Source organism: Pseudomonas trutticola BRTCR10 (assembly GCF_056155105.1).
Genome location: NZ_CM149552.1, coordinates 285,604 through 298,585 on the forward strand (window position 1 = coordinate 285,604; position 12,982 = coordinate 298,585).

Sequence of the window (12,982 nt, forward strand, 5' to 3'; positions counted from 1 at the left end):
CTCAGCCCTTGCGCCAGACACTCGCCAACCAAGGCTGCTGCTCCCGCGGCAGCCCCGCCGGGCGGAAGTAATGTTCCAGCTCGACAAACCCGGCAGCGGTCAACAACCCGCGCCACGCCTCCAGATCGTGATACGAGCCATAACGTGGCCCATTCCAGCCCTCGCGGTTATCCCCGCGCGGATTCGAACTGAACAACACCCCACTCGGTTTCAACGTATCGCGCAGTTGTTGTAGAACCCGTGGCAACTCCTGTAACGGCACATGAAACAGCACCGCGTTGGCGAAGATGCCGTCGAAGCGTTCGGCCGGTAAATCAAGCTTCAGAAAGTCCTGGCACCACACCTCGCAGCCACTGTCCTCGCGGGCCATTTGCGCAAACTTTTCCGATCCGTCGAGGCCGACCGCGACGTGGCCCATGCGCGTAAATGTCTGCAAGTCCCGCCCCGGCCCGCAGCCGAAATCGAGAATCGTCAACGGCGCTGTGCCCTGAATGTGCCGCAGGAGCGCGTCGATGTTCTGGCTGACATCGTGATCGCGGGTGCCCTCACGGAAATCTTCGGCCACCGAGTTGTAATGGCCGAGGGTGGTGGCGGTGATCTGTTCGAGGTCGGTGGGGGTCTGCTTCATGAGTGCGGCTGCGTGGCAAAAAGGAGGTGGGGCTGACTATAAGCGCTTTTGTGCTTGAGAGGATTGCAGCCTGCCTCAGGCTTTGGCCGGGAAGCACAAAACCCCAGCGTCTGTGCAATACATATGTACCGCACCTGGCGGTTCGCAACCGGATGCAATGACGCCTGCGCGATAGACGACTATCGCGATATCTGCCCTGTTTTTTTCTTCGGGGGGATTCACTCAAAAAAAAGGATTTTTTATGGGCATTGTTCGTAAACCCGGCGTCACTCCGCCGTCCAGCCGCAGCCCGGTGGACGCAACCCCATCACGCACAAGACCTGGCAGTGCCACGTTCGGTGATGGGCCTGCGGTGAAAATTTTTCGACCTGACACGGATCAGGCGCAGGTGGAAGTTCCCCGGCAATCTGCCGCCGCAGATTCCATGATCACGGTTTCATCAATGCCGTCGGCTCAGATCCTGCCCATGCATCCGATGGCCGGTTCACTTGCGCGCTACAGCCTGAGAGCACCGGCCAACCTGCCCGCAGCCAATGCTCTGGGCCTGAGGGTGTTCAAGAGCCGAAATTATGTCGATATCGCGCCCGGCGAGATCGTCCTCGTTCGGGAAACCGGCACGGCCGGTGAATATCGAGCGGCGCTGGTATCTGAATTGGTGGCTTTGGGGCCGGTACTGTTTTACCACCCGCTAAGCAAGACCTGGACGCTCGAACGGCCGCACCCTCTGCCCGAGCCGGGCAAAGTCATTGATATCGACATTGATCAGCTCGTTCGCAAGGTCAGAAAAGAGCATGCCCAGAAGCACCGGGTGCATACCGGAAACGACGATTCGTTTGAGTACACGGCGGCACAGGAGGGCGCGCTGGTCGCGCGCGGGTTGAAGCAGTTTCCGCCGGAGCAGGCAGCGATCATTCGCTCGGAGCTGCAAGCGGTCGAAAGCATTTTCGCTGATGCGGGACATGCCATTGGCCAGAAGTACAAAGACGCCGACGCGGTTTACGAAAGTTTCTTTGGCGTTGATCACCACGCTGTTGCGCAGCGATTCGCCGACTCAGTCGCTCGAGGCCAGGCTTTGTCCAGTGAGTATCAAGGAACCTGGGGAGACGAGAAATTCGTTGGGGTTGATGCAGACAGCAACAGCGCGGCGTGGATGTACAAAAGAGATTTTCATGGCCGCTTCTTCATCAATCGCAAGTACATGCAGCGCGGGGTTTTGAGCATTTCGCTGGGCCATGAAATGTTGCACACCAACAGAATTGACCGATTCCAGACCATCGGGCCGAACGCGGCGGATTATTTCTATCTGGACAGCCGACTGGGCCGCTTGCTGGATTGGGATACGCTGGCCGATTACGACGTACCGGAGCGCAGTGTTTCTGACGCGATCATGCGCGGCGGTTTGACGGTCGAGTATTTGAACGCCTTTACCAATGACCACGATAACTTCCTGTTCGGTATCAGCGATTACCTCGGAATCGGCGACGACCTGCCGCTTCAGACGGCGGTTGATCTGTTCAATGCCAACCCGTCACTGCGAGCGCACCTGGCAGTCAACAACGCTGACAGCCTGGTGTACGCAGCAAAAAGCATGCAGACGCTGCATCAAAGCAAAACCGAATTCGCGTGGCTCGACAGCCTGATTGATGATTGAGGGGCACGACCCGTACGAAAAGAGTCGTAGCCTGCGGTATTCGCCATGAGCGCTACCGCAGGCTGCGATCTTCTGATCTGGGTTCAGCGCTTGTTCAAACCCCGCGCCAGTCGATCCCCACCTAACTGAATCACCGCTACCAACGCCACCAGCAGCACAATCACGGTCAGCATGATCTGGCTATCAAACCGCTGATAGCCGTAGCGATAGGCAATGTCCCCCAGCCCTCCTGCCCCGATCGCCCCGGCCATGGCCGAGGAGTTGATCATCGTCACCAGGGTGATAGTGAAACCGCCGACAATCCCCGGCATCGCCTCTGGCAACAGCACATGCCAGACAATGTGCCAGCGCCGGCAACCCATGGCCTGCGCCGCTTCGATCAGACCGTGGTCGACTTCACGCAGGCTCACCTCGGCAATCCGCGCAAAAAACGGCGTGGCGGCGATGGTCAGTGGCACCACCGCCGCCCACACGCCGTAGGTGGTGCCGACGATCAATCGGGTGAACGGAATCAGCGCGACCATCAGGATCAGAAACGGAATCGAGCGAAACAGGTTCACGAATGCGCCCAAAGCGCGGTTCAGCACCGGCGCTTGGTAGATCCCGCCCTTGTCGCTGGTGACCAGAATCACCGCCATGGGAATCCCCACCAGCAGCGCAATCAGTGATGACACGCCGACCATCAAAAACGTGTCGATAAAGCCCTGCAGCAAGCGATCAAACCACATAACCCAGTACCTCCACTCGCTGTGCCCACTGTGCGGCACGCTCGCGCAATTGTTCGGCGCTCGCTGACGAACCGCTGATTGCCAGGAGCAATTGCCCCAGCGCATGTCCCTGGATCCGTTCCACACCACCCTGAAGCAATTTCACCCGGCCACCGAGGGCAGCAAACAGCGCCGCCAGATCCGGCTCGTCACTGGCGCTGCCGGTGAACTGCAAACGCAGCACCACTGCGGCCTCGGAAGAGGGCGGTTGCGCATGCAAGCGGCTTTGCAATTCTTCGGGCAAGGCGTGTTGCAGCGGCGCGAGCAAGGTCTGGCTGACCTCGTGTTGCGGATTGCCGAAGACTTCCCAGACGGGGCCTTGCTCGACGATGCGGCCGTGCTCCAGCACCACGACGCGGTCGCAGATTTCGCGGATTACCGCCATCTCGTGGGTAATCAAAACAATCGTCAGACCGAGGCGCTGGTTGATCTCGCGCAGCAGGCCGAGAATCGACTGAGTGGTTTCCGGATCGAGCGCCGAAGTGGCTTCGTCGCAAAGCAGAATGTCCGGGTCATGCACCAACGCGCGGGCAATGCCGACGCGCTGTTTCTGCCCACCGGAGAGTTGCGCCGGATAGGCCTTGTGCTTGGCTTGCAGGCCGACCAGTTCGAGCAGTTCGCGAACCTTTTTCTCGCGTTGCTCTTTCGGCACGCCAGCGACTTTCAGCGGCAGTTCGACGTTTTGCCAAACGGTCTTGGCCGACATCAGATTGAAGTGCTGAAAGATCATGCCGATCCGGCGGCGCAGGGCGACCAGGCGGTCTTCATCGAACTCGCCGATGTCGACCTGATCGATCAGCACGCGTCCGGAAGTCGGTTGCTCCAGACGATTGATCGTACGGATCAGCGACGACTTGCCGGCGCCGCTGCGGCCGATGATGCCGAACACCTCACCGCGCTGGATCGCCAGATCGATGCCTTGCAGCGCGGCGACCGGGCCCTGGCGGCCGTCATAGGTCTTGCCCAGGCCGATGAAGCGTACATGGGCGCGATTCAACTCAGGATGAAGTTCGGTTTTTTCCGCATTGTGGGGCTCTGGAATTTCCAGTCGCCGTTGGATCGCCGCCGTCATGCTCAGCTTTCCCAACCGGCCTGGTACAGCTTGCCGTGAGCCTTATCCAGCGCCGCTCGAACGGCTGGCGAGTGCTGATAAATGTCGACGAATTTGATCAGGCGCGGATCGGTTTTGCTCTTCGGCTGGATCACGAACTGGATCACGTATTCCTTGTGATCGAGACCGTCGAACAGCAGCGCCGAGCCGGCATCGAAGGTCTTCGCCAGACGAATGTAGGCCGGGTAGCCCTGGACCAGGTCGGCGTCGTCGTAGGCGCGCACCAGTTGCACGGCTTCGACCTGAAGGATTTTGATTTTCTTCGGATTGGCGACGATGTCGTCTTCGGTGGCCTTGTAACCGACGCCCGGTTTCAGCGTGATCAAACCGGCCTTGGCCAATAGTTGCAGACCGCGGCCGCTGTTGATCGGGTCGTTGGCGATGGCGACGCTGGCGCCCTCAGGTAGCTCATCGAAGCTTTTGTATTTCTTCGAGTAGAGGCCGACGTTGTTGATGATCCCCGGGGCGAATGGCACCAGATCAAAACCGGAGGCAGCCTTGGCGTTTTCGAGGAACGGGATGTGCTGGAAGTAGTTCACGTCGATGTCGCCGGCGGCGAGGCTGACGTTCGGCGCGATCCAGTCGGTGAACTCCACCAGTTCGACTTTCAGGCCTTGTTTGGAAGCCTCTTCGACAGCGGCTTCCAGCGGGATGGCGAACGCGGCGGTGGTGCCGATTTTCAACGGAGCGTCGGCAGCGAAGACTGCCGAGCTGAACAGGCCGAGGGCCAGGGCCAGTGCTTTGACTGGGTGGGAGAGGCGTTTCTTGGTCATGATGGTTTTTTCCAGTCAGTGCATGAATGAGTGGTTCTGGTCGGGCCTCATCGCTGGCAAGCCAGCTCCCACAAGGATCTGCGGTGTCCACAAAACCTGTGGGAGCTGGCTTGCCAGCGATGCTTTTAGCGGCGGAACGAAGATCCAGTGTGCTGCTCGGGCAAATGTGCCTCGCCGTGAAACAGTTTTTCCCGCAGGCTGCCCGTGTCATACGCAGTCTTGTACGACTCGCGCCGCTGCAACTCCGGAATCACCAGCTCAATGAAATCCACATAGCTTTCCGGGGTGACGATGCGCGTCAGGTTGAAGCCGTCCAGACCGGTTTCAGCGATCCACGATTCCAGTTCGTCTGCCACCTGCTCAGGCGAGCCGACCACGGTGATGTAACGGCCACCGAGGGCGTGCTGGTCGAGCAATTTGCGCCGGGTCCAGTCGTTGTTTTGCAGATTCTTGGTGGCGGACTGGATGGCGTTGCTCTTGACGTACTGGATCGGTTCGTCGATTTCGTACTGGGAAAAGTCGATGCCGGTGGACGCCGAGAAATGCGCCACGCCGGCCTCGGCACTGGCGTAGCTCAGGTACTCGGCGTGCTTGGCCCACGCAGCTTCTTCGGTTTCGCCGACGATCACATTCAGACCCATGAACACCTTGATGTCCTCGGGATTGCGCCCGGCTTCGACGGCGCTGGCACGCACCTTGTCCACTTGCACCTTGGTCGACGGTTTGTTCTGGCCGCTGATGAACACGCACTCGGCGTGGCGCCCGGCGAACAGCAAACCGCGATCGGAGCTGCCAGCCTGAAACAGCACCGGCGTGCGTTGCGGCGACGGTTCGCAGAGGTGATAACCCTCGACCTGATAGAACTCGCCCTTGTGCTCGACCTTGTGCACTTTCTCCGGTTGCGCATAGATCCGTTGCTCACGGTCATTGAGCACCGCGCCGTTTTCCCAACTGCCTTCCCAGAGTTTGTAAAGCACTTCCAGGTACTCGTCGGCCTGGTCGTAGCGACGGTCATGCTCGGCCTGCTCGCGCAGGCCCATGGCCTTGGCGGCGCTGTCCAGATAGCCGGTGACGATGTTCCAGCCCACCCGGCCACGGCTCAAATGATCAAGGGTCGACATGCGCCGGGCGAACAGATAGGGCGGTTCGTAAGTGAGGTTGGCGGTCAGGCCGAAACCGAGATTTTTCGTCACCGCAGCCATCGCCGACACCAGCAGCAGCGGATCGTTGACCGGCAACTGGATCGACTCTTTCAGCGTGACATCCACTGAGTTCTGATAGACGTCGTACACGCCGACGATGTCGGCGATGAACAAGCCGTCGAACAGTCCGCGCTCCAGCAATTGCGCCAGTTCGGTCCAGTATTCAATCGTGTTGTAACGGGTGGATGTGTCACGCGGATGCGTCCACAGACCATGGTTGATGTGGCCGATGCAGTTCATGTTGAACGCATTGAGCAGGATCTTTTTCTTCGCCATCAGATGGTCCCCCGCAGTGGCGGGTTTTCATCGTTGAGGTAGTAATTGCCGACCGCGTGATACTTCCAGCGCACCGGGTCGTGCAGGGTGTGCACCCGGGCGTTGCGCCAGTGGCGGTCGAGGCCGTGTTCGATCAGGGTGGCCTGGCTGCCGGCCAGTTCGAACAGCGTGCTGCCCGCGGCCAGGGAGATTTCGGTGCTGATCGCGCGTGCTTCGGCGACGGCAATCGAGGCGGCGGCGACGGTTTCGGCAGTGGTTTCGGCCTGGGCTTTGTCGAGAAATTCGCCGGAGCGTTCCAGCAACGCCTCGGTGGCATGCAGGCGAATGCTCAAGTGGCCGAAGCTTTTCAGCGTCAGCGGATCTTCGGTGGCTTTGTCGTTGCCGGAATCGATCCACGGCCGGGTTTTGCTGCGCACGAAGTGCAGCGCATCTTCGTAAGCGGCGCGGGCGATGCCGGTGTCGATGGCGGCGTGGAGAATCTGCGCCAGCGGGCCAACGGTGGTTGGACGTTCGAAGGCGCTCTGGAACGCAATCACATCTTCGGCGGCAACGTAGACGTCTTCGAAGACCACCGAACCACTGCCGGTGGTGCGCTGGCCGAAGCCGCTCCAGTCGTCGATCACGCTCAGGCCTTTGCTCTCGCGCGGGACGAAGGCCAGTTGCTGCACACCGTTTTCATCGACCACTGAAGTCGGAATGCGCTGCGCATAAATCGCACCGGTCGCATAAAACTTGCGACCGTTGATGCGGTAGCCGTCGCCGTCACGCTTGAGGCTGGTGACACGGTCGTGGGCGGTTTTGGTGCCCAACTCAGCGAGGGCGTTGCCGAAGCGTTGGCCGGCCAATACCTCGGCGTACAGGCGTTGTTTTTGCTCGTGGCTGCCGTTCACCCGCAACACTTCGAGGGCATAGAAATGGTTCTGCGGAATCTGTCCGAGAGAGCCGTCAGCCTGAGCGATCAGGGCGATGACTTTGGCCAGGGTCACATTGGATACGCCGGCACCGCCGTACTCTTTCGGCACGCTGATGCCCCACAGGCCGGAGCGGGAAAACACGTCGAGTTCCGGCAGCGGCAGGCGACGTTCACGGTCGCGAATGGCGCTGTCGCGTTTGAAATCTTCGGCCAGGTCGCTGGCGACGATCAGGGCTTGCTCATCGCTGGTGATGACCGCGACGGGATGGGAAAAGGTCATAGGTTTTCTCCAGATGTCTGGTCGTCAGATCCAGGAATGGCGAGCCGGCAAAGTGCCGTTGAGGCGATAGGCGCCGACCGCGTGATACTTCCAGCGCACCGGGTCGTGCAGGGTGTGCACCCGGGCGTTACGCCAGTGACGGTCGAGGTTGAATTCGGCGAGCGTCGCGCGGCTGCCGGCCAGTTCGAACAGTTTTTCGCTGGCCAGCAGGGAGATCTCGGTGGTCAGCACTTTCGCTTCGGCCACGGCAATCGAGGCGCGGGCGGCGGACTCGGCGGTGAGCGGCGCGGCATGCACCTGATCGAGCACTTGCCCGGCCTTGCGCAGCAGCGCTTCGGCGGCGTGCAGTTCGATTTTCAGCTTGCCGATGTCGGCGATCACGTAGAGGTCATCGCTGGCGCGTTCGACCTTGGCGTCGATCCACGGCCGGGCGCGGGTTTTGACGAATTCGATAGCGTCGTCGATGGCGCCACGGGCGATGCCGGCATCGATGGCGGCCTGAATCAGTTGCGACACCGCGCCTTGGGTATTCGGCTTCTCGTTGATCTTCCAGTTATCGACCACCAGGCTCGATTCGACACGCACGTTGTTCAGCAGAATCGTGCCGCTGGCGGTGGTGCGCTGACCGAAGCCCGACCAGTCATCAACAATGCGCAAACCCGGTGTACCGCGACGGACGAAGGCCAGCACTTGCTTGCCGTCATCGTTGAGCGCCTTGACCGCAACCCAGTGCGCGAACAGCGCGCCGGTGGAGTAGAACTTCTGCCCGTTGATCACGTAGTCATCGCCGTCGGCGGTGATTCGCGCTTTCAGTTCCAGGGTGTTTTTGGTGCCGCGTTCAGGGCCGGCATTGCCGATGCGCCAGCCTTCCAGAACGCTCTGGAACAAATGCTTTTTCTGTTCTTCAGTGGCGCTGCCGAGCACCAGATTGATGATGCCGAACTGGTTCTGCGGGATCTGACCAAGTGCCGGATCTGCTGCGGAAATGATCGCGAACACCTCGGCCAAGGTAACGAACGAAACTTGCGGGCCACCGTATTCGCGCGGAATGGCGATGCTGCCTAAACCGCTGCGGGTGAACTGTTCGATTTCCGACCACGGCAGCTTGCGCTGGCGGTCGCGTTTGGCGGCCTGCACGCGGGCGACTTGCGCCAGCTCATGGGCGGCCTTGATGGCTTGGGCGTCGTTGCGCAAGACCTGCGCGGGCAACAACAACGGGGCGATGTCCAGATCAGACTGGATGGTTGCATCTGCCAGACTGGACATCAGTGCCGCTCCTTGGCTGCACGCAATGCCCTGGCGATCTGCACTGGGGTGATTGTGTTCCGGACCATACTACCTACCTCACATCTCATGAAAAACGCCGCAAAAGTGCGGCGAACGAAAGAATGTCCGGTGGTCCGGTTCATATACCCTAAGCGTGTATTAATTTTAAATAAACTAACTTTTAGGAATATGTATAGAAGGGGCGGTGGTCTGGATGGTTAAGAATTCCAGGGCGATGGAGATAATGAGGTGAGTCAGTATTGTGGTGAGGGGATTTATCCCCGCTGGGGCGCGTACCGGCCCCAGAAAACAGGACTGCTGCGCAGTCCATCGGGGATAAATCCCCTCACCACAGAAGCTCATTTGCCACAGAAAGGGTATTCACTCTTTGTACGATTCAGCGGCTTTGAGCGCCGGCTTCAGCGGCACCTTCAAGTAAGGATTCACACAGCCGATCTTCAATGCCCTTGGCGGTGCCCAGCGAGAGTTATTGCCGACCCGGTCGAGGATGCAATACGTCACGTCCAGGCGCAGATCCTCGCCTGCTTCGACAATCACGGATGGCGGCACCCAGACCTGAATCGGCAGTTCGACATCTGCTGCCGTGATCGGCGCCAGATCCATGCGTACGTCGCCCCAACGCAAGGTGATGGCGTCGCCTTCAGCCATGTTCAGGTAGGGCTCGATAGTCAGTGGCACACCGCGTTTGATCTGGTTCGGGTTCACCCCCTGACGGTGAATCGTTTCGGGAATCGTCACTGGCGCCAGTTGCTGGTTTTCGTCACCGCACAGAGCTGACGGCAGGCCGCCGGGGCATTCGAGCTTGACCTCCACCCGCGTTGCCGCCGACAGCGCCGCGCCCTGACCGACTTGCATCACCCGGTAGTGGATGCGCGCAGTGCCGCTGGCAATGAAACTCTCCGGCACCCGCAGGCTGACCGACGCACCGACGTCCTCGGGTGTGAGCACACGTGAGGCGACATAGCATTTGTTCCAGAACAGTTCGATCAGGTCGCCGCCATCCATGTCGGGGTAGGGCAGCACGTTGACCAACAGATGTCCGGCGTCGACCAGATTGATGGCGGTTTTTTGCGCTGGCGCCAGGGTCGGCGCTGCGAGTTCGGGGGTATGCGAAGTGCGGGTCATCGATTTCTCTCCTTGAAGCCTTGCAGCGAAGTCCGTTTCTGGAAGAACAAAAGGCGTGTATCAATCAGCAATAAGTTATGAACTTGTGCTCGTGTTTAATGCTTATTGATTTGGATTAAGTAACGCCCGTTGGCGACTAGATAAGAGTGTGGGGAGAGGGGTGTCAATAGACCGTGTTAGTTAATCCGTAAATTACCGGCTAATCAGAAAGTTCCTACGATGCCGAGGCCATATGCCTAGGTTGTATGGCGAATTAAGCCACGCATCTCAGGGCTTTTCGCTGGTTTTTCCGCGAAGTTATTTGCTACCCAGTCACCCGGCCAGCAACGTCCATGAGACATGTGTTATCTGTTGCAGAACATATACGGGTTCGGTGCGGTGGATGTTTATTTGTGTATGTTTATAAGAGAGGGGAGGCGGGATAAAGATAACTTCCGTCCGTGGAAGTTGGGGTTTGGTACGTTGAAAGTTCTCAGGCGTGATTCAGAAACTTGCTGAGGAATTGTTTGGTGCGTTCTTCTTTCGGGTTGGCAAACAGCGCTTTGGCTTCGCCTTGCTCAACAATCACACCCTTGTCGAAAAACACCACGCGGTTGGCCACGTCGCGGGCGAAACCCATTTCGTGGGTGACGATCACCATGGTGCGTTTCTCCTCGGCGAGGCCGCGGATGGTCGCCAGTACTTCACCCACCAGTTCCGGATCGAGGGCCGAGGTCGGCTCGTCGAAGAGGATCACTTCCGGCTCCATCGCCAGCGCCCGGGCAATCGCCACGCGCTGTTGCTGACCGCCGGACAGACGACGCGGATAGGCGTCTTCCTTGCCGGCGAGACCGACCTTGGCCATCAGCTTCTTGCCCAGGGCAATCGCTGCGTCACGCGGCATCTTCTTGACCACGATCGGGCCTTCGATGACGTTTTCCAGGGCGGTGCGATGGGGGAACAGGTTGAAGTTCTGAAACACGAAGCCCACGTGCTGGCGCAGATTGCGCACCAGACTTTGCTGCTGATTCAACGGACGGCTGGTATCGATCTCGATATCGCCGACCTTGATCCGGCCGCTGGTGGGTTGCTCAAGGAAATTCAGGCAGCGCAGGAACGTCGTTTTCCCCGAACCGCTGGGGCCGATGATCGCGACCACTTCGCCTTCCTTGACCTCGAGGTCGATGCCGTTGAGCACGACTTGACCCTTGAATTGCTTGGTCAGTTTTTCCACGACAATCATCGCGTCAGGACTCCTGGTCGTGCCGATTGACCCGCTCTTCCAACTTGTTCTGGAAGTGCGAAAGCACCGTGGCCAGAATCCAGTAGATCAGCGCGGCGGCAAGATACATGGTGAAGACTTCGAAAGTCCGGGCGGTAATCAACTGCGCCTGTCGGAACAGCTCCGGCACCTGAATGGTGGCGGCCAGTGCCGTGTCCTTGACCAGTGAAATGAAGCTGTTGCCCAGCGGCGGCAACGCCGTGCGCATCGCTTGCGGCAGGATGGCCCGGCGCAGCGTTTGCGCGCGGGTCATGCCGATGCTCGCGGCAGCTTCCCATTGGCCTCGCTCGATCGAACCGATCGCGGCGCGGAGGATTTCACAGGCGTAGGCGGCCATGTTCAGCGAGAAGCCGATCAGCGCCGCTGGCAGCGGATCGAGTTCCAGACCCAGTTGCGGCAAGCCGTAATAGATCACGAACAGCTGCACCAGCAACGGCGTGCCGCGAAAGAACGACACGTAGATGCGCGCCAGCCAACTGACCGACTTGAAGCGCGACAGGCGCATCAGTGCCAGGCCGAAGCCCAGCAACAGACCGAAGAACATGCCGCCGAGGCTGAGGACTACCGTGTAGTACGCGCCCTTGAGCAGAAAGGGCGCGGAGTCCAGTGCGAGTTGGAAAGCTTCTTCCATTATTTAGTGACGTCAGCGTTGAAGTACTTCGTCGACAGCTTCGCCAGGGTGCCGTCGGCACGCAGTTCGTCGAGGGCCTTGTTCACGGCGGCCAGCAGTTCAGGCTCGCCTTTGCGCAGGGCAATACCGGATTCCTGACGGGAGAAGGCTTCACCGGCGGCGACGGTTTTCGGCGCTTTCTTGGCGTACTCAAGTGCGGCCAGACGATCGATCAGAATGGCATCGGTACGGCCATTGTTCAGGTCGGCGAACTTGGTCGGATCATCATCGTAGGTACGCACGTCAGCGCCCGGCACGTTGGCGCGGACCCATTGTTCGTAGTTGGTGCCCAGGCCTACACCGACTTTCTTGCCGGACAGGTCATTGGCGGTCTTGATGTTCAGCGCGGCTTCCTTGCTCTTCAGCACCAGCGCCTGAATCCCGGAGACGGTGTACGGTTCGGAGAAGTCATACTTCTTCTTGCGCTCGTCGGAGATGGTCACCTGGTTGACGACGACGTCCAGACGCTTGGATTCCAGCGCGGCGAGGATACCGTCCCACTTGGTCGGCTGAATCTTGGCTTTGACGCCGAGTTTTTGCGCCAGCGCTTCGGAGAGTTCGACTTCGAAACCGGACAGCTTGCCGTCGGCATCGACGAAGCTGAACGGTGGGTAGGTGCCTTCCAGGCCGACGTTGATGACGCCTTTGTCCTTGATCTGTTGCAGCTGCTCACCGGCCACTGCCTGGCTGATCAGACCGGCGCTCAGTGCCAGGCCCAGCGAACCTACCAGCAGATTGCGACGTAGTGCGGAAAAATTCATGACAAGCCCCTGTGTTTTCTTATGGAAGACGCTTAAGGAAAGTTTGGCGAATCCGGGAGTTCGACGACAGCGCTATCCTGCCTTAAAGCAGCTTATGCGTCTCCCGCGAATTCCGCCTGCGGCGAGACTATAAGATGCCTGCTTTAGACTTGAAAATACTAAATTTTCGATCCTTTATTATTATTTGGAATATGTCGATGATCCATTGTGGTGAGGGGATTTATCCCCGACCGGCTGCGTAGCAGTCGTAAAACCATTCACATACGCCGGCAGTGGA

Annotated in this window: 12 protein-coding genes; 1 reads left to right on the forward strand and 11 read right to left on the reverse strand. The window is 59.3% G+C overall.

The window, feature by feature from the left end; translation table 11 throughout:
* Nucleotide 1 precedes the first annotated feature (1 nt).
* A complete protein-coding gene (locus ACVVH8_RS01195; protein WP_475228114.1) occupies nt 2-628 on the reverse strand; it encodes a class I SAM-dependent methyltransferase in 627 nt (208 codons plus the stop codon).
* Between the two features lie 241 nt (nt 629-869).
* Here ACVVH8_RS01195 and ACVVH8_RS01200 point away from each other — a divergent pair, with 241 nt between their 5' ends.
* Nucleotides 870-2,279: a hypothetical protein gene (locus tag ACVVH8_RS01200; protein ID WP_475228116.1), complete on the forward strand. Its 1,410-nt coding sequence runs from the start codon at nt 870-872 to the stop codon at nt 2,277-2,279.
* An 83-nt stretch (nt 2,280-2,362) separates the two neighbouring features.
* On the opposite strand, the gene ACVVH8_RS01205 is transcribed toward ACVVH8_RS01200, so the two are convergent.
* The 10 genes from ACVVH8_RS01205 to tcyJ all read right to left on the reverse strand — a co-directional run bounded on the left by ACVVH8_RS01205 (nt 2,363) and on the right by tcyJ (nt 12,705).
* The gene (locus ACVVH8_RS01205; protein ID WP_103304112.1) at nt 2,363-3,007 is read right to left on the reverse strand and encodes a methionine ABC transporter permease; all 645 of its coding nucleotides are present in this window, start codon (nt 3,005-3,007) and stop codon (nt 2,363-2,365) included.
* The gene (locus tag ACVVH8_RS01210; protein WP_475228118.1) at nt 2,997-4,118 is read right to left on the reverse strand and encodes a methionine ABC transporter ATP-binding protein; all 1,122 of its coding nucleotides are present in this window, start codon (nt 4,116-4,118) and stop codon (nt 2,997-2,999) included. The genes ACVVH8_RS01205 and ACVVH8_RS01210 overlap by 11 nt, the downstream gene beginning before the upstream one ends.
* A 2-nt stretch (nt 4,119-4,120) precedes the next feature.
* Nucleotides 4,121-4,930: a MetQ/NlpA family ABC transporter substrate-binding protein gene (locus ACVVH8_RS01215; protein ID WP_150775764.1), complete on the reverse strand. Its 810-nt coding sequence runs from the start codon at nt 4,928-4,930 to the stop codon at nt 4,121-4,123.
* Nucleotides 4,931-5,055: 125 nt separating this feature from the next.
* A complete protein-coding gene (locus tag ACVVH8_RS01220; RefSeq protein WP_475228121.1) occupies nt 5,056-6,408 on the reverse strand; it encodes an LLM class flavin-dependent oxidoreductase in 1,353 nt (450 codons plus the stop codon).
* The gene (locus ACVVH8_RS01225; RefSeq protein ID WP_475228125.1) at nt 6,408-7,601 is read right to left on the reverse strand and encodes an SfnB family sulfur acquisition oxidoreductase; all 1,194 of its coding nucleotides are present in this window, start codon (nt 7,599-7,601) and stop codon (nt 6,408-6,410) included. The genes ACVVH8_RS01220 and ACVVH8_RS01225 overlap by 1 nt, the downstream gene beginning before the upstream one ends.
* Before the next feature lie 24 nt (nt 7,602-7,625).
* Nucleotides 7,626-8,867, reverse strand: coding sequence for an SfnB family sulfur acquisition oxidoreductase (locus ACVVH8_RS01230; protein WP_475228127.1), 1,242 nt, complete (start codon nt 8,865-8,867; stop codon nt 7,626-7,628).
* A 381-nt stretch (nt 8,868-9,248) separates the two neighbouring features.
* Nucleotides 9,249-10,013, reverse strand: coding sequence for a hypothetical protein (locus ACVVH8_RS01235; RefSeq protein WP_103304118.1), 765 nt, complete (start codon nt 10,011-10,013; stop codon nt 9,249-9,251).
* A 472-nt stretch (nt 10,014-10,485) separates the two neighbouring features.
* Nucleotides 10,486-11,235 (reverse strand): L-cystine ABC transporter ATP-binding protein TcyN, encoded by a 750-nt coding sequence (gene tcyN / locus ACVVH8_RS01240; protein WP_213027224.1) that lies wholly within the window; start codon nt 11,233-11,235, stop codon nt 10,486-10,488.
* 4 nt (nt 11,236-11,239) lie between these two features.
* Entirely contained in the window at nt 11,240-11,905 is a 666-nt protein-coding gene (gene tcyL, locus ACVVH8_RS01245) for a cystine ABC transporter permease (protein ID WP_007918741.1), read from the reverse strand.
* Nucleotides 11,905-12,705: a cystine ABC transporter substrate-binding protein gene (gene tcyJ / locus ACVVH8_RS01250; RefSeq protein WP_103304120.1), complete on the reverse strand. Its 801-nt coding sequence runs from the start codon at nt 12,703-12,705 to the stop codon at nt 11,905-11,907. Before tcyJ ends, tcyL begins: the two co-directional genes overlap by 1 nt.
* Nucleotides 12,706-12,982: the final 277 nt, after the last annotated feature.